Origin of the sequence: Proteus sp. CD3 (genome assembly GCF_008808075.1) — a bacterium.
GTDB lineage: Bacteria > Pseudomonadota > Gammaproteobacteria > Enterobacterales > Enterobacteriaceae > Proteus > Proteus appendicitidis.
Map to the genome: position 1 here is coordinate 3268853 of NZ_CP019686.1, position 19274 is coordinate 3288126.

Genomic DNA, 19274 nt, shown 5'->3' on the forward strand with positions numbered 1-19274 from the left:
AAAAACATTCTGATTTATTATCAATTTTAGTCGGTAATGTTATTTTTTAAATTATTCGTTGTGCTTTTTTTTATTTTTAGTCGCGCTAAAATGATTATTGATAAATATCAATATAAAAATTTCATTCAAGAGGATTATTCATTTAAAATATATATACAAATAAATATGGAGAACATCTGCATGTTTTTCTCACGAAAAATAAATCAGTTCTTTGCCGTTGCGACTTGTCAAAGCCTAGTAAAAGCAGCGGAACAAATCAATGTTACCCCATCTGCACTGCGCCACGGTATTAATGAACTCGAAAACCAAATTGGTAAGTCTCTAATTAAACGCTCCAAAAGCGGCATGGATCTTACCCCTGCGGGAAAAACACTTTATGAACGTTTATATCCCTATTATGAAAAAATTAGAAAAATTGAAAATCAGATACTGACCTCAAATGAGGATAAAATCTCACTCTCCATTAAATTGGATGGTCTTTATTACCCTGATTTAAAAACAAAATTGTTAGAGATCCGACAAAAAAATAATCAATACAGCCTGTCTTTAGAAGACGGTTATATCGATGATATTAAAGAGGAACTTTTTGATAAAGAGTTTGATCTTGTGATTTCTTCTCTTGAGTTTGACTATCCACAAAAAAATATCAATGCAATCAATTTATGCACACAAAAAGTCGGCTTATTAGTAAATAAAAAGCTCTTTGAACAATATCCCAATACCAAAACATTTTTTGCTAAAGAAACCTTGATACAAAGAAACAGTACTTTACAAAACCCAATATTTTCAACGATTTTTAGTAAGCTAAAAAATCAAGGTTATCAATATCATACTTTAGGTTTAACAGAAATGGCGGATGTTTTGCACTGCGTTGATGAGGGGGCGGGTTACTGCTTTATGCCTGAAAATATTCATTATATTTCAACCATTACAAACGATGAAGTGCAGTTTATTCGTTCTCCTTTTCCTTTTGATATTTTCTTACATCAAAAAGTCTATTTTAAAAAAGAGAATAATAAGAAATTAGCCGATATCGCAATGACACTACGTTAATGACTTAAAACAGCGCATTAATCGTGTCAGAGGTAAACCCTCGGTATTGTAGATAACGAATGTGTTTCGCTTTCTCTTTAAAATCTTTGGGTTTACCACCACCAAATTTTTTTTCATGAACCTCTTGGCAAAGGGTATACCAGTCAGTTTCATCTTCTTCGAAGAGGCGTTCAATAATTTCACCAGGGAAACCTTTTACGCGTAATTCTTGACGAATACGCAAAGGACCATAAGATTTGTTTAAATAACTGCGAAAGAAAGCATAAACAGTACGATTATCATCAAGATAATGATTTTCTAATAAATGTTCCATCACTTGAGGTAAGCATGTTTCATCAGTGACGGTTTGTGCTTCTCGATCACTTTCTCTTATTCTTCGCGCTAGGCGACGTTGAAGCTCTACGGTGCCGTAATCACGGCGAGAGAGCATAAAAATAGCGTACTGATAAAGCTCTTGATAGGTCATAACGTTCCTTTATTAACAATAATCCGTCTGAAGCGACCATTATCATAACCGTTTATCACACGAATATCTTATTTCGATGTTTATTTAGTCAATAAAAAGAAAAATTACAGAATTAGAATAATAAGAAGAAACGTTATCATTCTTCTTTATAAAAAGATCTTCTACTTTTATTAAGATTAACTTAGAAAATATCGCGTTTTTTCCTTAATAAACCCTTAATAATCCTATGATAACGCTAAATATAAGCATCTCTTACTGTATATCGCACTTATAGCTGGTGACCATTAATAAGAAAAAGATTAAAATTTCTGGCTACTCTTTTACTTACTACTTTCTTTTTAAACATTTTCTGTGGGTTATGTATGAACTTTTCCAATTTAAATAAGGTGGTGTTAACTGCCTCTCTTCTTGCTACTGGCTTTTCTTATGCTGATAGCGATCGCCCTCTGCTCTCTTTAAGTGTGAGCCAATCCGGCGGTACTGCCTTAAATAGCGAAGGTTCGTTAGATACTCGCACCCCAGCAAGCCAATCTCGCGTTTTACCTATTTGGGGCAATGAAGCCCGCGCCCGTGGTTATGATTTACCAGAGCCTTTTGGTGCCAGCTATAGCTATATGAATCTACGCCAAGATATCATCGTAGATAAAATTGGTTTTATCATGCCTAAAAATCCAGAAACAGCAGACGCGTTAAAAATAGATGCAGGTCATACGCGTGAAAAAAGTGAAACCCATATGCTAAAACTCGATAGCTGGGTATTCCCTTTTATGAATGTCTATGGGCTATATGGTCGAACTAAAGGTACATCAAAAACAACCCTGAATAGCGGTAGTTTTAGTGGTATTCCTTTACCGTTTATAGAAGGCATGCCTTTTGACCTTGATTTTAAAGGTGATACTTATGGTGGTGGTTTTACTTTGGCGGGAGGATATAACCAATATTTCGCTACTTTCGATTTAAACTACACCAAAACCAACCTTGATATTTTAGATGGTGATATTAAAGCATTAGTGATTTCACCGCGTGTGGGTTATGAATTTGTTTTTTCTCCTCTCATTTCTGGTCAAGGTAATACTAAATTACAAGTGTGGACAGGTGCAATGTACCAAGATATTACCCAACGTTTTAAAGGGGATATTAATAAGTTAAACCTTCCACCAGCATTTGCAGGCTTAATCCAAGCATTAGATGATCCTGGCATGAAATTCGATGTTGAACAGCATCTTGCCCATAAATGGAGCCAAACAGTGGGTGCGCGTTTAGAAGTCACACGTAATTTTAATGTGATCACAGAACTTGGTTTCAACAACCGTAATAGCTTCTTTGTTTCTGGTGAGTTCCGTTTTTAATGGTTAAATACCCTTTTATTTTGGGGCTGGCATTTGCCAGCCTCTTTATTTCACACACAGCACAAGCACAACATTTTCCAGATAGACAACAAATAGACCAATGGTTAGTTGGCTTAGGGGGAGAAAATAGCTTCGACCGCAACAAAACGATCGACTGGGGAATATTGCCTGGCCCCTTTTATACGCCAGAATTAGAGCTTGGTGTGGGCATTGCCCTTGTCGGGCTTTATCAAGCCGATAGTCGCCCTGATAGCAAAATTTCTTCACTCTCTTTAAGTGGCTTTGGTTCATCAACGGGCGCTTTTGGGATGACCTTTAGCAACTACACTTATCTCGCGGATGATACTTGGCGCTTTTATCTCACAGGCTCGTTAAACAATGTGCCAACCAATTATTGGGGAGAGGGTTATCATGAAGGTCGTGTAAAAGATCATTTTGGTGAATACCGCTCTCAAGAATTACATTTAACACCGACTTTATTGCGTCAAATCGCCCAAAACACCTATATCGGATTAGGCTGGGACTATTCAAATTTACAAGCCGCAGCCCCAGACGCCCCCTTTAAAGCGTATATGGATAAACGCGATTTACCCTTACGCACCACAAGCTCTGGGTTAAGTGTCCGCTTTACTTACGACAGCCGTGATTTTTTGCCTAATGCGAGTCAAGGGCAGGCATTTGATATTAGTTATACTCACTATTCTCCGGATACAGGCAGTAATAACCGCTTTAATGCAACACAAATGCAATATAACTACTATTATCCTTTAAGTGACAGTGCGGTTTTAGCTTTCGATAATTATGCCCGCTTCACATCAGGCGATGTGCCTTGGAGCCAACTTTCTAAGTTAAGTAATGGGCACCAGATGCGCGGTTATTACGAAGGGCGATATCAAGATAATCACGTCTTTTCAACGCAATTAGAGTACCGCCAAAAACTTGATTGGCGTCACGGCATTGCACTTTGGATTGGCGGCGGTACGTTAAGTGATCAAGCCCGTGATTTAGGTCAAGGTCATTGGCTACCCAGTGTCGGTGTGGGTTATCGATTTGAATTTAAGCCACGCATGAATGTACGTCTCGATTTTGGTATAGGTAAAGAAAGTACAGGATTCTATTTTCAAGTAGGTGAAGCATTTTGATGTTCAAGCGTTTTCTTTTTATCAACACCATGACCTTCTTCTTATTTATTACAGGTTGTACTCAAGTCACACCTGTTAATTCCATTCACGCCAATATGGAAAGCGTCACTAATGAAGAAGCAGCCCAAGCTTGGCAAACACCACCGCCGCTTACCGCACCTAATGGCTTAAGACCTTGCTGTGCTTTTGGCTATGACTTAAAAGTTAAAGCATTTGAAATACCCGTTCCTTTTTATCGTATTGATAATATTGTTGAAGCCTCAAAACTTGGTAGTCATCGTTATAACGACAGCTTTTGGCTCGGCACTGCAGCAGTATTAGGGATTGGCAGCGAAAGATCGGGTTTAATTTACTCTCATAAAGGTGGGTTTCTTGATATTGCCCATATTCGTGACACCGCAGATTATACTTATTATCTCTTTAGTCATATTTATCCTAATTTAGGGCAAGAGTGGACACTGACTCTGAGTGATGAACTCGCACAACGTAAAATACATTTTAATGCTTTTACGCCACCTCAAAATGAAGCACAGCGTTATACCTTAAGTGCCTATCTTGCTGCTCGATTAGGTTATCGTCTTGCAATATGGCATGAGATTGCACAGTGGTATGGTTTTCGTTCGGTACCTGGGTTTTCAGAAGGGATATCCGCATTTTCACCTGAAGATCTCTACTCTAACTTGATTGGCGCTCGTCTTTCACTCACCTTGATCCTTAATGGTTACGCCACCAGCCTTGAGCAATATAATCAATCGATGCAGGGCATTATCCCTTCTGCACTTTATCAATTAGAGGCTCAGCCTCATCAATTAACTCAACAATGGTTTGATGTGATTGATGGGCAATGGTGGGATAGTCAGCAACGTGTACCTGATAAATTTTTAGTTTTAATGCGTGATTATCATATTTCTGATAAACGCTATCCGGTCTTACCTTTTGAGGAAATAGCATCGCCTCATTACCTCACATTACCTAGTGCTTATTCCGGTTATATTTTAGAACAATTAGCAGAATTTCAGCTTTGGCCAACAAATCATATGGAAGATTTACCTCGCCCCAAAAGCTATTGGCGTGAAGCGGATTTTACTGATTTAACAGAAAAAGCACGCGAAATTGATGATAAAACCAGACCAAAAACAACAAAATTTGACTAAATAATAAACAAAATTGACACATTAGAAACCCTTATTTTTGCTAAATTTGGGTTAAGTCACGCCTATTTATATAAGATAAATTTAAGTTTATATAAAAAAAGCACTTTTTGTTAAAGGGAAAAAGAGATTATAAAACGAGGCTTTCCAGTAAACCTTATACATTTATTTAACAAATCACTCGTAGTTATCCTAATGTGAGGCGATATTTTGTAGCTATGAAAAAAGTAATTTGCTAGTATTCGTTCGATTTTTATCCAGTTAAACGAGGAGAAGCAATGCCCTCTCAATTGATGAGGACAAGTGCCGTCTTCGCTTTCTTGATTTCACTACTCTTTACTGGTGTAAGCTTTGCTTCAACCAGTACCGGCAGTTCCCAGATTCTGCAGGCATATTCTTTCAAAAGCACGTCCACACCGTTGCCAGATTTGAAAAAATATCCATCGGGAACACAGCGTAAGAAAGCGTTTTTAAATGTCGTAGTTCCTATTATTGACAACGTTAATAATAAGATTTTGAGAGATCGTGAGTGGTTACTCGCTCAACGTAAAGCCCAGCACTGGGGCAGCGCAGAGTTAAAAAAACTGCGTGAGATCTGTCAATACTATGGCGTTACATGTACCAGCCCCAAAAAAGTAAATTGGGATTCGTTATTGACTCGCGTTGACATTATTCCGACACACTTTGTCGCAACGCAAGCCGCTACAGAATCAGGTTGGGGCACATCGAAGTTGGCACAGCAAAACAATAACTTATTCGGTATGCGATGTGGGAGTCAGTCTTGCAATAATGTACCAGGGAAAACCAAAGGCTATGCAGCCTACCCTGATATTGAAGGCTCTGTGATTGCTTATATGCGTAATCTCAATACGCACCGCGCCTATAATTCATTGCGCTCCTCAAGAGCACAGCAAAGAATGACGCAACAGCAACTCGACTCTCGCCAGTTAATCACTGACTTGAAAGGTTACTCAGAATTGGGTTCAAGTTATAACGATTATCTGACCGAAATGTTCGACTCAAATAAAAAACTGATCACCCAAGTTCAGTTGCAGTCGAAACAAGAAAGTTAGGCCTTAACAGGCTTTCATAGTGTAAAAAGCCACTTTTCTTTCTAGAGAAAAGTGGCTTTTATTTATCACAAGATAATCTTTTGATTGAAAGCCGGCTTAGAATTCATAATATAGGGGGTAACACGTTTGGTATGACTTTTAAATCACACCCTTAGAGCCATTTATGAATTTTTTTTCATTCGAGTTTCTCGGAGCCTTTGTTAGCTTTTTTATTCTATACTGGCTCTTCCAAAAGCAGGTCAAGATCCAAAATATCCTACTAATTACAGTTAGTTATGCTTTTCTCTTTTATGCGGATTATCGTCCTGCGATTATCTTATTAAGCTATACGCTCTTTATTTATTTACTGGCAAATATATTAACTAAGTACACATCTTCTAAAGTCATCTATTGGCTATTGGGATTATTGGTTGCTGTCTATTTTACTGCCTTTAAATACTATTCTTTTTTCCAAGAAAGCCTCACTCAAGCCTTCCAACAATGGGGACTCAGTATTGAGCTTCCTCTGATTGAATTGCTGGCACCATTAGGGCTATCTTTCTATATTTTCCACTCGGTCAGTTATGTGGTTTCCGTTTGTCGAAAAGAGATCCCCAAAGCGCCTTTTTTAGATGTCGTTCTTTATTTATGCTTTTTTCCAAGCATAGTTGCAGGACCAATTAATCGCGCGAAAGAATTTCTCCCGCAAATTCAGGCACCGGCACGTAAAATCATTGATTATAAAGGGGCGATAATGCTAATTGTTTTAGCTATCGCAAAACTCTTTTGGTTAAGTGGTTGGTTCTCAACAAACTATGTCGATCCGGTATTTAATGCCCCCGATTTAGCGCAAAGTGGACAAGTGCTAACGGCTGTCTATGCCTATGCATGGCATATCTATTTCAACTTCTCGGGTTACACCAATCTTGTTACAGGCATTGCCTTATTACTTGGCTTTGCCGTACCTCGTAACTTTAATGCCCCGTATTTAGCGATAAACTTGGCTGATTTCTGGCGTCGCTGGCATATTAGTTTATCTACCTTTATTCGCGATTACGTCTATATTCCTTTAGGGGGTAATCGTAAAGGGGTCATTAGACAAAACTTCAATGCTTTTGCTGCGATGGTGATTTCAGGATTGTGGCATGGCGCAGCAATGACCTTTATTATTTGGGGTGCCATTCACGGTATTGGTGTGGTGTTATTAAATATTAAACACCGACTGTTCCCGGTGAAGAAAAATGCGCCACCTACTGCGTTATCTTCGTTAAATATGTTGTTGTCATGGATCATCACGTTCCACTTTGTTTGCTTTGCGTGGATCTTTTTCCGCAGTCAAACCGTGGGAGATGCTTTGATCCTAATACAGCAACTCTTTAGTGCGGGTGCTTGGGCATCATTACAAGCAGAAGGCTTAACCCTCTTTATGTTCTGGGGACTTTTCTTACTTTACCCTTGCTTTGTCACCTTAAAGGATATTGTAGCTCGTCTTGAGAAAAGAGTGCCGTGGTATGTTTATCCTCTGCCACTTGCGTTGATCCTCACAATTATTTTTATGTTGTCTCCAGATGGGGTGCCAGGATTTATTTATGCCAGCTTTTGATTTCTGCTCAAACTTAAAAAAGACAGCAAAAGTCGCTTTAATGGTGCTATTTAGCACCCTCTTGCTGATTTGGCTAAACCAAACATCACTAGAGCGCTTTTGGCAACAGCAATATCATCGCCCTGCGCCTTGGTCTGGGCTTTCTCACTATTATGCTTGGCAAGTGGGAGGACAACTGCGTGATGGCGTATTTGTTGCGATAGAAAGCTATGGTGATTATCTACAAGTTAATCATCCTGATAATCAGGCAAAGCCAATAGAAAAAAGCTCTACGTTGGAGCAACTTCCTGAAGGCTTTGCGGTGGGATTGCATTTCTTTAATGGTTATACACGGCCAGCGTCCCAATTAACGCAACGTTTTCCGCAATTATTAGAGCGTAAACAAGCAATGGGAGGATTACCTTACCATTCGGTTACGGATGTGTCTGATGCTGCTTTGGAAGCCTTAAAGCCTATCGTTCAGAAAACAGAAATTATCTTGTCACCTCAAGATAAAGTCTTATTTGCTGGCGACTCAATGATGCAAGGCGTTGCTCCTTTACTTAAGCGTCAACTGCAAACGGATTACAACATCAGCAGTATTGATTTAAGTAAGCAAAGTACAGGGCTTGCCTATCCTCGCTTTTTCAATTGGCCTCAAACGATTGCAACGCGATTAGCCAGTGACGATTCCATTAAATTATTAGTGGTCTTTTTAGGTCCTAACGATCCTTGGGATATGCCACCTGATGGTGGAGGGCGTTACTTAAAATTTGCAAGTGAAGCATGGGAATCAGCCTACCGAGCGCGAATTGCCAGCATTATAGAAAATGCCAGACAGAATAATGTCACGGTTATTTGGGTTGGACCACCTAATATGCGTAAGCAGAAGTTATCTGAAGGTATGGCATATCTTGATAAACTTTACCGTGAAGAAGCTGAAAAAATGGGCGAAATTTACCTTTCCGTCAATGATATGTTTAAATATGAAAAAGATATTTATTCTGATTATATGGGGGATGGTAGCAGTCGTGTTAAGTTAAGAGCCGGTGATGGCATTCATTTTAGCTTAAAAGGTCAGCAAATTATTGCTCAACACGTATTCTCACGTATTCATCTTCAAGAAGAAACAAAAGAAGATAATGCAGTTGATGATGTAAAAGATAAAAACACGGTTATTGTAAATGAAACAACTAACGCACATCCTTGAGCGTAAAACCTTAGTCAGTAGTTCAATCATACTGGCCTTGGTTTCACTCTTAGTCGCTTGTAACCAAGAAACTGAAAAAACAGTGAAGTTACCAACCCCCTCAGTATTACCTGCTGATGGTTCAAGACAACTTTACAACTATCACGATCCGCATTTTGCAGGCTTTGTTAAGAAATTACAGCAAGGCCGTCAAACTGTACACATTGTTCAGTTAGGGGATTCCCATACTGCGGCTGATTTTTTCAGTGGTAAGTTGCGTGAACGTTTTCAGGCTGACTATGGTAATGGTGGTATCGGTTTTATTCCTCCGACGAGTATCGCAGGTCAGCGTATTGCAAACGTACAATACCAAAGTGACAAAAAAGCATGGACACTGCTTTCGAGCAGAAAAGATAGCGATCCTGATTTTCCTTTAGGGGGTTTTATTAGTGAACCTCAAGCGAAATGGGCAAAATTACAGTTATCTGAAAATCCAGTCACTCAACAACGTTATCAATTACGAGCGCTCTATAAAGCCCCAACAGCGGCTCAAGTGAATGTACAGTCATCGACAAACAAAGTCCTTTCATTATCGCAAACGCAAGGTAAATGGCAGTTTTCAAACCCAACAGCCATGACATTCCCTGTTAGTATTACCATCAGCAAAAATCAGCCCGTTAAATTAGGCGGTTGGTTGATAACCAATCAACAGCCTGGCGTAATGCTTTCCTCATTAGGCATTAATGGTGCCACCATAAATATGATGGATAAATGGGGTATGCAATGGACTGAAACACTTGGTCAATTAAATCCTGATATGGTGATTTTAGCGTATGGCACCAATGAAGCGTTTAATGACACTTTCGATTTGAGCGCCTATCGCCAACAGCTAACCGATAAAATTCGTCAGATCCGCCAGCAAGCGCCTAATAGCGCCATTTTATTAATTGGACCTTCGGACTCTATTAAAAATAAAGAAGCACCTGATTGCCGTTCACAACAGCCTCAATGGCTAAGTGATATTATCAGAATTCAAAAAGAAGTGGCTCAACAGGAAAAGACGCTCTTTTGGGATTGGCGTGATTATATGGGTGGCGAATGTTCGATAAAAGCATGGGCGCTGTATGATTTAGCAAGACCTGATGGTGTTCATCTTTCTCGTGAAGGTTATGAAAGCAGTGCCAATACACTTTATAGCCAATTGAATACCTTAATAAACAAGAGCTAATTCACGCGGTTCAACACACAAAAAGGAGCTTATCGCTCCTTTTTATTTTTGTTGTTTTATTCATCAAGTTAGTAATTATCTAAATTTAATAAAACATCGACATATTTGATAACATCAACGCTGGCTTGTTCCATTTTCTCTATATAGTGTGCAACCGCTTCTTGATTATCTTCTATATTGGCCTTTAATGCTAAACGTCCGCATTCATGCACTAACTTATGCGGCTCTTCTAAACGCCGAAAAGCCTCTGTACCAGCAAATTTCCGTCCATCGCCTTGATAATACCATTTGCCTAAACGGCACTCTGTATGCTGATTAACACAGTGTTCATCATCATTATTTAATAAATGGATATAAATCGCTTCTTTCCATAAAACATGATCAAGTTTGACCGTATTAAAAAACTGTTGCATCGAAAGAAAGGTAAAAATATGTTTAAGCTCGCTAGCTTGTTCTGACAGTGACGTTAAATTTTGATGCCCTTCTTCAACCAGTGTTTTAACTTGTTGAACCTGCTGTTGGTTTTTTTCTGTGGTTTCTTTAACAGGAATAAAACGAGCGCCTAAATTATTATTAATGCTGGCAATAGAAGAAGCTTGTTTCTGGATTTCTAATGATAACTTTTTCATCTCTTGGGCTAAGACTGAAAATCCCGCCCCTTCACGCCCGATGTGTCCAGCTTCAATTGCTGAATTAATTGATAAAAGATTCGCCTGACTAGAAAGCCTATCAATATTGCTAGCACTATCTTTAATTTTTTTCAGCCAACTTGAAAAATCATCTATCTCTTTTCGGCTATGCGTAAAATGCGCATCCACTTCATTTAGAAATTGAGTCAATGATTGCGAATTATCCAACATTTGGCTAAAGAGATGTTCCATTTCATCAAGCAAACTGAGCTTATCTTGTAGCTTATTACTTGATGCTAAAATTGAATCCCGAATTAGCGTGATAGTGTGGATATTACAATCCGTGTGTTTAATAAAAAGCGAATTATAGTCAACCATAAAATAACAGCCCTAGTTTGCCCACTTAATAAAGAAACCTATAGATTAATGAGAAACGGGATATTTTCTGTCATATTTGATAGCCATTTATAGCAATGAAAAAAAGCGCGTCAAAAGACGCGCTAATTACAAGAAGATAAAGATTTAATTTTATAAAAAAGCGAAGAAAATCATACCTACGATAGCACCGGTTGTGCCAAGAATCGTTTCCATTAATGACCATGTCTTTAATGTTTGCGCTTCTGTTGCCCCAGTAAATTTACCGAATAACCAGAAACCAGAGTCATTAACGTGGCTAAGAATAATAGAGCCACCCGCGATACAGACAGATAATGCCGCCATTTGAGCGCCACTGTAGCCCAACTCATTAATAACCGGTAAAACTAAACCCACTGCGGTTAAACAAGCCACCGTTGCTGAACCTTGAATAACACGCACTGCACCTGCCAGAATAAAACATGCGACTGCAATTGGCATACCTGCGCCAATTAACGCATTCCCTAATGCAGGGCCAACACCCGAATCGACTAACACTTGTTTAAAGACGCCACCCGCACCAGTAACCAATAAAATGATCCCCGCTGGTTGGATTGCAGCAGAACAAATCTCCATCACTTTTTCTTTGCTCATACCACGGCGGATTGCTAAGCCATAAATAGCCACTAAACAAGCCACAAGAATAGCGATAAAAGGATGACCAACAAATTCAAGAACATTGTACAGCTCTGAACCTTTCTCAACGAAACGGGCGCCAATGGTTTTGAATCCCACTAAGACTAAAGGTAATAACACCAGTGCAAGACTGAAACCAAAAGAAGGCATTTTATTCTGACCTAAACTAGGCTCTGATAAATCTTTTGGTAATTCTAAGGTGACATAACGGCTAATAAAGTTACCGAAAATAGGACCGGCTAATAACATTCCCGGAATAGCTGCGCACAGACCAATTAAGATCATCCAACCAAAGTCAGCATTCATTTGGTCGGCTAATAGCATTGGTGTTGGCCCTGGTAATAAGAAAGCGGCAGCACCTGCAACACCCGCAAAGAGAGGGATTGCCATTTTCACCACGTTGCCACCCGTACGACGAGCAACAGCAAATACAACACCAATTAATAAGACAACGGCAACATCAAAGAACAGAGGTAAAGCACAAATTAAACCCGCAATACCTAATGCGTAGTTGGCACGTTTCTCACCAAAGTATTTTAATAATCGCACCGCGATTTGGTCTAATGCCCCTGTTTCATGTAGCACCTTACCAAACATTGCCCCCAGCGCGACAACGATGGAGAGGAAACCTAAAGTACCGCCCATACCGTTTTGCATGGTTTGTGTGATTTTCTCTAAAGGCATACCTGAGAAAATACCCGCGCCAATGGCAACAATCATTAATGCAATAAAAGCATGTAAACGTGCATACATCACAAAAAAGAGCAGTAATAAAACCGAGCCAACCGCGGTTAGCACAAGCGTTAATGTACTCATACCGTTTCCTCTTCAAAAGTCTTTTGAGTGACTAAATTTATTGTCTTAATTACACTTTCAATCACATCATCAAGTGGCACTGAAATATCAATTTCATACACATCGTTTTCAGCTTTTGTTGGCTCTTCTAAGGTTTCAAATTGAGTCACTAACATTTGAGGTTTAAAGAAGTGTCCTTTACGTGCTTTTAAGCGATTTTCAATCAGCTCATAGTCACCTTTTAAATATAAAAAGTGCAGGCATTTATTGCCGTCTCTTAACATATCGCGATACTGTTTTTTCAATGCAGAACAAACAATTAACGAAACACTATTAGTTCTTTGCATTGCAAATGCGGCATCATTTAATGCTTGTAGCCAAGGTTTACGATCTTCATCATTTAAAGCGTGACCTGATGCCATTTTAGTAATATTTGAGCGAGGATGCAGAAAATCACCGTCCAAAAAAGCAGCACCTGTACGTTGTGCTACACCACTTGCGACCGCAGATTTACCGCTGCCTGATACCCCCATTAAGATGAAAACATGGTGTAGGGATTGGGTATCGTTCATAGAATGCTCCTTTAAGGCAGATATTAAGTCTTTTTTGTAATGTTACCCGTAACTGTTACGGGTAACATATCCGAAGTGATAAGGTGAATACAACAACCAAGATCAACTAAGGAGCGAAAATGTGAAGCGACTCTCAAATGAAAGTAAGATGATCTACAAACTGACAACAAAATATCCGACTAATAGCCCCATTTTCATCTTTAGGGCGCAATAAAAAACCCTACTGTTCATCATATAACAATAGGGTTAGTAAATTATTAATTTAAAGTAATATCAATAAGTTAAACGTTTAAATGCTTTCACCAGTGATAATACGAAAACCGACATCAATCACTTGACCTCGCGCAATTTTACCTTTCATTCGTTTAAGCAATAAATCAGCTGCTTGTTGCCCCATTTCATCACGCGGAGTAAAAATACTGGCAAGGCGAGGTGTCATAACTTGTCCAACATCGTGCCCGTGGAAACCTGATATCGCAATATCCTCTGGCACTGAAATGCCTAAACGCTGGCACTCAAAAACAGCACCAATCGCAATATCGTCATTGGTGCAATAAAGCCCGTCTAAATCAGGATATTGCTTACGTGCCGCATGTAATAATTCAGCACCCAATGAATAAGAAGAACTTTTTGGCGTCATCACATTACCAACAGGCAAGCCCGCATTTTGCATCGCTTTTTCATAGCCATTTAAACGCATTAAGGTTCGTTCATCTTGTCTTGCGCCAAGGTAAATAACGCGTTTACAGCCACGCTTGATCATTTCACTGACCATCTGTTGTGAGGCTGCAACGTTATCTAATCCTACCGCTGAATCAAAACAAGGCGAAACGCTGTCCATAATCTCCACCACAGGAATACCCGCGGTTTCTAGCATTTTCATGGTTTTTGGCGTGTGCGTTCTTTCAGCAAGAATAAGCCCATCAATATTATAAGAGAGTAATGAAAGCAGACGTTCTTCTTCTTTTTCAGCACGATAGCCATAGTGCGCTAACATGGTTTGATAACCGTATTTATCGGTGACTGATTCAATACCACGAATAACTTCGGCAAAAACTTGGTTAGTTAAAGAAGGTAGCAATACCCCAATCGCATGACTGGTTGAATTAGATAAAATATCAGGGGCGCGATTAGGAATATAATTAAGGCTATCTAATTCACGCGCAATTTTTTCTCGTAAAGCTTCAGAGACTTGTTCGGGATTACGCAAAAATCGGCTAACCGTCATTTTGGTAACACCAACTCGTGAAGCTACATCCTGTAATGAGGGGCGTTTTTTCTTCATTTTATATCGCAACTATCCAAAAACACTCGTATTAATACGCGCTTTAATTTTCCAAGAACGCTGATTATAGCCCTAGGTTATACACTATTTCGAATAAAGTTTTTCAGATATGAGCCTAGATTTGATTTTGACTGATGATCCCTTGACTTAAGCCAAAGGAAATATAGTATTCTTCGCTATATAATAAATGAAACAACGTTCTCAATATAAAACAATAAACAGTGTGAACTTATGGCGATCTGTAGACGACAATTTCTAACTTACCTCACAACCATTGCGACATTATCAGCACTTCCACATTCGGTAAGAGCCGCAATAACCTCACGTATAGCAGCACAATTTGGTCATATTCCCGCACCAACAGCGATCCATCGCGTGATAAGTGCGGGACCTCCAACTGATCAATTGTTACTCGCATTAGCACCTGAAAAATTATTGGGTTTTTCATCACTTAATTTAGAAAAAAGCCCCTTATTTTCAGATGAACTGCGTAAATTACCTCGTTTAGGGCGCTTATCAGGACGAGGAAGTACACTCTCTTTAGAAGCGTTACTGACGTTAGAGCCTGATATCATTATTGATAGTGGTAATGTGGATGAAACCTATCGTTCACTAGCGAAGCGTGTTTCTGATCAAACTGGTGTGCCTTATGTGTTAATTGATGGCACATTAAAAGATAGCCCAGCGCAGTTACGTCAAACAGGGGCTTTATTAGGTGTTAGCGAAAGAGCAGAAACATTAGCACGCATTGCAGAGCAATATCTGAGTGATGCAGCCTTATTTGCTGCGACACAAAAAACAAGCCCTCGTTTTTACCTTGCTCGGGGTGCGAAAGGGTTACAAACAGGTGCTAGAAGCTCTATTCATACCGAAGCTATTGAAACATTAGGTTTTGAAAATGTGGTAGATATTCCTGATTTCACAGGGTTAACGGATGTGTCACCAGAACAACTGTTGATGTGGGACCCTGAAATTATCATCACACAAGATGAAAATGCTTATCAGCAAATTATGCACGACGCGGTATGGAAAAGCATCCAAGCTGTTAAAAACAACAAAGTTTTACTGTTTAAAGGATTACCATTTGGTTGGTTAGATGGTCCTCCGGGTATCAACCGTTTAATGGGGATGCGTCGCTTACAGAGCCATTTTGACGCTCGAATAGAAAAACAAGCCGCTCAAGATCTACAAAATTACTTTGCTCATTTTTATCATACGCAATTAAGTGCTGAACAATGTCAGCAATTGCTGGGGTATTCATGAGTCAATCAGTACGCATCACGCTTTTATTTGCGTTATTCTCAATCGTTACATTGATTGCCATCACTAGTGGTAAGTATTCACTTACCGCTAATGAACTGTGGACACTGGTAAATAATAAATTAATAGGCAATGTGGAATACAGCAGAACTGAAACCGTCTTTTGGCAAATAAGATTTCCCCGTGTTTTGGCAGCAATCTTAATTGGTGGCGGGCTTGCGATTGCAGGGGCGGCTTATCAAGGCATGTTCCGTAATCCATTGGTATCACCTGATATTCTTGGCGTTTCATCAGGTGCAGGCGTGGGTGCGGTTTTAGGTATTTTCCTTGGGCAATCAATGTTGTCTATTCAGCTATTTGCCTTTGCAGGCGGTTTGGCAACGGTTGCCTTAGTCTACTTTATTGCAAGGCTTGCTAAACAACACGATCCTGTTCTTTCGCTGGTCTTGGTTGGTATTGCGATTAGTGCGTTATGTGGCTCTGCGATCTCATTAATGAAAATTCTCGCTGATCCGTATACACAATTGCCTTCAATTACCTTTTGGCTCTTGGGGGGGCTTTCGACCATTACGGCTTCTGATTTAATTTCTGTCGCCCCTTTAATGTTGATTGGCTTTATTCCACTGATTTTACTGCGCTGGCGCATGAATATTCTCAGTTTATCTGATGAAGAAGCCAGAGCATTAGGTTTAAACGTCGAAGTCACTCGACTTGTCTTTATTTTGTCAGCCACATTAATCACCGCAAGTGCGGTTTCTATCGCGGGTATTATTGGCTGGCTCGGCTTAATAGTGCCGCATATTGCAAGATTGTTAGTGGGTGCTAACTTTAGCCAACAACTGCCTGTATCCTTACTTGTGGGTGCCATTATGCTGCTAATCACTGACACATTAGCGCGGACAATAGCCAATATTGAACTTCCATTAGGTATTTTAACCTCTGCCATTGGTGCGCCATTCTTCTTAATGTTGTTACTTAGAACAAGGAAAGGCGCATGATCATTGCTAATGCAAAACAGCTCGCCATTGGCTATAAAGGCAAAATCTTAATTAAAGATCTCTCATTCCACATCAAACAAGGGCAAATCATCTGCTTATTAGGTGCCAATGGCTGTGGAAAAACCACACTGATGCGAACGCTATTAGGGCTAATACCTTGCATTGATGGTGAGATTAATATTGCGGGTAAAAAACTAAGTGAGTGGTCACCAACAGAACTGGCTAAAGTGGTGGCGTATGTTCCTCAAGCCACACATATCCCCTTTTCATTCAATGTTATCGATATGGTTGTGATGGGACGAGGCGCACATTTATCCTTTTTCTCAATGCCTAGCTCACAAGATAAAGCAATGTCAATGGAAACCTTAGAAATGCTCTCGCTTTCTCATCTTGCTTACCGCACTTTTGATACCTTAAGTGGTGGAGAAAAACAGATGGTCTTAATTGCCCGAGCTTTAGTGCAACAGCCCAAATTACTGATTATGGATGAACCCGCAGCCAGCCTTGATTTTGGTAATCAAATAAAACTGCTTACCCAAGTTAAGGCATTAAAAGCGTTAGGGATCAGTGTTTTTATGTCAACACACCATCCACAACATGCCGCTTCATTGGCTGATGATGTTATTTTACTGACACCTCATACGCCTGTTTTGCAAAATAGCCCTGAAATTTTGCTAACACCCGATAATTTAGCGCACCTTTATGGTGTACAACCCACAGATATTCAGGCGCATTTTCACGCCTACTCTGATAATAACAATGACCATAGGCAAGAATATGAACACCATTGAAACCACCGATTTTGCTCAACTTTATAAAAACCACATGGTACAGGCTGAAAGAACCAAAAAAGAGCCAGAACATTGGGATAAACGTGCTGAGAAAATGGCAGAAACCTGTGCAAATCCTAACGATCCTTATTTAATAAAATTTCGTGAAATGATGGATTTCACAGGTGCAGAAACCCTATTAGATGTAGGTTGTGGTCCTGGCTCTATCAGCATTCATGTTGCGGATAAATTCAAAAAAACTATTGGTATTGATTACAGTACAGGGATGCTCGCAGTGGCTAAACGCCGAGCCGAACAAGCCGGCATCAATCATGCAGAATTTATCACTTGCTCATGGGAAGATAGCTGGGATGCACTTCCTCGTTGTGATATCGCGGTTGCTTCACGTTCAACACTCGTGATGGATTTACAAACCGCACTCTTAAAACTTAATCGCCAAGCTAAACTCCGTGTTTATACCACTCACACGGTTTCGCCAACCTTTGTTGATCAACGCATTATTCGCTTACTGGGTCGAGAGGTTCCTACGCTTCCGACGTACATTTATGCGGTGAATATGCTGAATCAAATGGGTATTCACCCTAAAGTGGATTATATCCGTAGCCGTAATTGCCAGAGTAATTTCAATAGCCTTGAGCAATTTATTGAAGGCATCAACTTCTCTGTAGGACCGCTAAGCGAAGACGAAATCACTCGCTTAACCCATTATTATCATGAAAGCATTAAAAATGGTGTTTCACTGATTTCGCCTACCCGTGATTGGGCGATGGTATCTTGGGATGTAGTACCTGAAAGTGAGTTAACGCTATGATTTATTACCCTGATGCCTTTCTTGATAATTTATTGATGGAAGATATTCAGTATGGTGATTTAACAAGTCGCGCCCTGAATATCAGTGATCAATTAGGTACGATGACATTTACACGCCGTGAAGCGGGTTGTGTCAGTGGGATCACGCTAGGTTGCCGTTTATTGGAAAAGTTAGGGTTAGAGGTAAAAGCACATCGACAAGACGGTGATTTTGCCGACAAAGGCGATTGTTTAATCACAGCAGAAGGTCGTGCTGATGCACTGCATCAAGGCTGGAAAGTGGTACAAAACGTGCTGGAGTGGAGTTGTGGTGTGAGTGACTATATGGCGAAAATGCTAGAAATCTATCACCGCTATCAACCGAAAGGGCAAATTGCGTGTACCCGTAAAAATATCCCAAATACCAAGTTACTGGCAACACAAGCGGTACTTGCGGGCGGTGGTGTGATCCATCGCCAAGGTTGTTCTGAAACTATTTTACTCTTTGCGAATCATCGCCGATTTTTATCAGAGCCAGATAATTGGGCGCAACACGTTAAACAGTTACGCCAAGCTGCACCTGAAAAGTGCATCGTGGTAGAAGCTGATGATATTGAACAAGCGAGAGAAGCGCTAAAAGCTCAACCGGATATTTTACAGCTAGATAAATTCTCCGTTGAAGATATTGCTCAACTCCAACATGAAGCGCCTCAAATTGCACCTCAATGCCATCTTTCGTTGGCTGGCGGCATTAACCTGAATACGATTGAAAAATACGCACAAACAGGCATCCGTTTAATGGTAACGTCTGCGCCTTATTATGCACCACCGACGGATATTAAAGTTCGTCTTTACCCAAAAGATTAAATAAAAATAGCATTTTACTTGTAAGT

At 39.9% G+C, this 19274-nt stretch carries 18 protein-coding genes; 13 read left to right on the forward strand and 5 right to left on the reverse strand.

From position 1 onward, the window contains the following. Window positions 1–90: 90 nt before the first annotated feature. Complete coding sequence (locus tag BTA34_RS14550) at window positions 91–1053, forward strand: LysR family transcriptional regulator (protein ID WP_265576105.1); 963 nt, start codon at window positions 91–93, stop codon at window positions 1051–1053. Between the two features lie 4 nt (window positions 1054–1057). On the opposite strand, the gene BTA34_RS14555 is transcribed toward BTA34_RS14550, so the two are convergent. Next, complete coding sequence (locus BTA34_RS14555) at window positions 1058–1519, reverse strand: regulatory protein RecX (RefSeq protein WP_151436182.1); 462 nt, start codon at window positions 1517–1519, stop codon at window positions 1058–1060. A 362-nt stretch (window positions 1520–1881) separates the two neighbouring features. Here BTA34_RS14555 and BTA34_RS14560 point away from each other — a divergent pair, with 362 nt between their 5' ends. From BTA34_RS14560 to BTA34_RS14590, 7 genes are all read left to right on the forward strand, one after another. Beyond that, window positions 1882–2868 carry a hypothetical protein gene (locus BTA34_RS14560; protein WP_151436183.1) on the forward strand — a complete coding sequence of 329 codons (987 nt, stop codon included), beginning with the start codon at window positions 1882–1884 and terminating at the stop codon, window positions 2866–2868. Further along, window positions 2868–4010: a BamA/TamA family outer membrane protein gene (locus BTA34_RS14565; protein WP_151436184.1), complete on the forward strand. Its 1143-nt coding sequence runs from the start codon at window positions 2868–2870 to the stop codon at window positions 4008–4010. Before BTA34_RS14560 ends, BTA34_RS14565 begins: the two co-directional genes overlap by 1 nt. Then, entirely contained in the window at window positions 4010–5164 is a 1155-nt protein-coding gene (locus BTA34_RS14570; protein ID WP_151436185.1) for a DUF4056 domain-containing protein, read from the forward strand. The genes BTA34_RS14565 and BTA34_RS14570 overlap by 1 nt, the downstream gene beginning before the upstream one ends. Window positions 5165–5439: 275 nt before the next feature. Continuing rightward, window positions 5440–6234, forward strand: a complete 795-nt coding sequence (locus BTA34_RS14575; RefSeq protein ID WP_151436186.1) for a protein bax — start codon at window positions 5440–5442, stop codon at window positions 6232–6234. 163 nt (window positions 6235–6397) lie between these two features. Then, complete coding sequence (locus BTA34_RS14580) at window positions 6398–7816, forward strand: MBOAT family O-acyltransferase (RefSeq protein ID WP_151436187.1); 1419 nt, start codon at window positions 6398–6400, stop codon at window positions 7814–7816. After that, the gene (locus tag BTA34_RS14585) at window positions 7803–9005 is read left to right on the forward strand and encodes a DUF459 domain-containing protein (RefSeq protein ID WP_151436188.1); all 1203 of its coding nucleotides are present in this window, start codon (window positions 7803–7805) and stop codon (window positions 9003–9005) included. The genes BTA34_RS14580 and BTA34_RS14585 overlap by 14 nt, the downstream gene beginning before the upstream one ends. Further along, on the forward strand, window positions 8980–10212 hold the full coding sequence (locus BTA34_RS14590) for an SGNH/GDSL hydrolase family protein (protein WP_151436189.1): 1233 nt from the start codon (window positions 8980–8982) through the stop codon (window positions 10210–10212). The genes BTA34_RS14585 and BTA34_RS14590 overlap by 26 nt, the downstream gene beginning before the upstream one ends. Window positions 10213–10280: 68 nt before the next feature. Here the strand turns inward: BTA34_RS14590 and BTA34_RS14595 are convergent, their stop codons facing one another. From BTA34_RS14595 to gntR, 4 genes are all read right to left on the reverse strand, one after another. Further along, on the reverse strand, window positions 10281–11219 hold the full coding sequence (locus BTA34_RS14595) for a methyl-accepting chemotaxis protein (protein WP_151436190.1): 939 nt from the start codon (window positions 11217–11219) through the stop codon (window positions 10281–10283). Window positions 11220–11369: 150 nt separating this feature from the next. Next, window positions 11370–12707 (reverse strand): gluconate transporter, encoded by a 1338-nt coding sequence (gene gntU / locus BTA34_RS14600; RefSeq protein WP_151436191.1) that lies wholly within the window; start codon window positions 12705–12707, stop codon window positions 11370–11372. Continuing rightward, window positions 12704–13258: a gluconokinase gene (gene gntK / locus BTA34_RS14605; RefSeq protein ID WP_151436192.1), complete on the reverse strand. Its 555-nt coding sequence runs from the start codon at window positions 13256–13258 to the stop codon at window positions 12704–12706. The genes gntU and gntK overlap by 4 nt, the downstream gene beginning before the upstream one ends. A 289-nt stretch (window positions 13259–13547) precedes the next feature. Next, on the reverse strand, window positions 13548–14543 hold the full coding sequence (gntR, locus tag BTA34_RS14610) for a gluconate operon transcriptional repressor GntR (RefSeq protein ID WP_151436193.1): 996 nt from the start codon (window positions 14541–14543) through the stop codon (window positions 13548–13550). 231 nt (window positions 14544–14774) lie between these two features. Between gntR and BTA34_RS14615 the strand changes: the two genes are divergently transcribed. From BTA34_RS14615 to modD, 5 genes are read left to right on the forward strand one after another with little or no spacing between them, the layout of a single operon-like run. Then, window positions 14775–15806, forward strand: a complete 1032-nt coding sequence (locus BTA34_RS14615) for an iron ABC transporter substrate-binding protein (protein ID WP_151436194.1) — start codon at window positions 14775–14777, stop codon at window positions 15804–15806. Further along, the gene (locus BTA34_RS14620) at window positions 15803–16801 is read left to right on the forward strand and encodes a FecCD family ABC transporter permease (RefSeq protein ID WP_151436195.1); all 999 of its coding nucleotides are present in this window, start codon (window positions 15803–15805) and stop codon (window positions 16799–16801) included. Before BTA34_RS14615 ends, BTA34_RS14620 begins: the two co-directional genes overlap by 4 nt. Beyond that, the gene (locus tag BTA34_RS14625) at window positions 16798–17592 is read left to right on the forward strand and encodes an ABC transporter ATP-binding protein (protein ID WP_151436196.1); all 795 of its coding nucleotides are present in this window, start codon (window positions 16798–16800) and stop codon (window positions 17590–17592) included. Before BTA34_RS14620 ends, BTA34_RS14625 begins: the two co-directional genes overlap by 4 nt. Next, window positions 17579–18403 carry a class I SAM-dependent methyltransferase gene (locus tag BTA34_RS14630; protein ID WP_151436197.1) on the forward strand — a complete coding sequence of 275 codons (825 nt, stop codon included), beginning with the start codon at window positions 17579–17581 and terminating at the stop codon, window positions 18401–18403. Before BTA34_RS14625 ends, BTA34_RS14630 begins: the two co-directional genes overlap by 14 nt. Beyond that, window positions 18400–19248 (forward strand): ModD protein, encoded by an 849-nt coding sequence (gene modD, locus BTA34_RS14635; protein ID WP_151436198.1) that lies wholly within the window; start codon window positions 18400–18402, stop codon window positions 19246–19248. Before BTA34_RS14630 ends, modD begins: the two co-directional genes overlap by 4 nt. Window positions 19249–19274 lie beyond the last annotated feature (26 nt).

Excerpts from the sequence above, each read along its gene's own strand:
- BTA34_RS14550 (WP_265576105.1), top strand. The coding sequence starts at position 91 with ATGATTATTGATAAATATCAATATAAAAATTTCATTCAAGAGGATTAT.
- BTA34_RS14555 (WP_151436182.1), bottom strand. The coding sequence starts at position 1,519 with ATGACCTATCAAGAGCTTTATCAGTACGCTATTTTTATGCTCTCTCGC.
- BTA34_RS14560 (WP_151436183.1), top strand. The coding sequence starts at position 1,882 with ATGAACTTTTCCAATTTAAATAAGGTGGTGTTAACTGCCTCTCTTCTT.
- BTA34_RS14565 (WP_151436184.1), top strand. The coding sequence starts at position 2,868 with ATGGTTAAATACCCTTTTATTTTGGGGCTGGCATTTGCCAGCCTCTTT.
- BTA34_RS14570 (WP_151436185.1), top strand. The coding sequence starts at position 4,010 with ATGTTCAAGCGTTTTCTTTTTATCAACACCATGACCTTCTTCTTATTT.
- BTA34_RS14575 (WP_151436186.1), top strand. The coding sequence starts at position 5,440 with ATGCCCTCTCAATTGATGAGGACAAGTGCCGTCTTCGCTTTCTTGATT.
- BTA34_RS14580 (WP_151436187.1), top strand. The coding sequence starts at position 6,398 with ATGAATTTTTTTTCATTCGAGTTTCTCGGAGCCTTTGTTAGCTTTTTT.
- BTA34_RS14585 (WP_151436188.1), top strand. The coding sequence starts at position 7,803 with ATGCCAGCTTTTGATTTCTGCTCAAACTTAAAAAAGACAGCAAAAGTC.
- BTA34_RS14590 (WP_151436189.1), top strand. The coding sequence starts at position 8,980 with ATGAAACAACTAACGCACATCCTTGAGCGTAAAACCTTAGTCAGTAGT.
- BTA34_RS14595 (WP_151436190.1), bottom strand. The coding sequence starts at position 11,219 with ATGGTTGACTATAATTCGCTTTTTATTAAACACACGGATTGTAATATC.
- gntU (WP_151436191.1), bottom strand. The coding sequence starts at position 12,707 with ATGAGTACATTAACGCTTGTGCTAACCGCGGTTGGCTCGGTTTTATTA.
- gntK (WP_151436192.1), bottom strand. The coding sequence starts at position 13,258 with ATGAACGATACCCAATCCCTACACCATGTTTTCATCTTAATGGGGGTA.
- gntR (WP_151436193.1), bottom strand. The coding sequence starts at position 14,543 with ATGAAGAAAAAACGCCCCTCATTACAGGATGTAGCTTCACGAGTTGGT.
- BTA34_RS14615 (WP_151436194.1), top strand. The coding sequence starts at position 14,775 with ATGGCGATCTGTAGACGACAATTTCTAACTTACCTCACAACCATTGCG.
- BTA34_RS14620 (WP_151436195.1), top strand. The coding sequence starts at position 15,803 with ATGAGTCAATCAGTACGCATCACGCTTTTATTTGCGTTATTCTCAATC.
- BTA34_RS14625 (WP_151436196.1), top strand. The coding sequence starts at position 16,798 with ATGATCATTGCTAATGCAAAACAGCTCGCCATTGGCTATAAAGGCAAA.
- BTA34_RS14630 (WP_151436197.1), top strand. The coding sequence starts at position 17,579 with ATGAACACCATTGAAACCACCGATTTTGCTCAACTTTATAAAAACCAC.
- modD (WP_151436198.1), top strand. The coding sequence starts at position 18,400 with ATGATTTATTACCCTGATGCCTTTCTTGATAATTTATTGATGGAAGAT.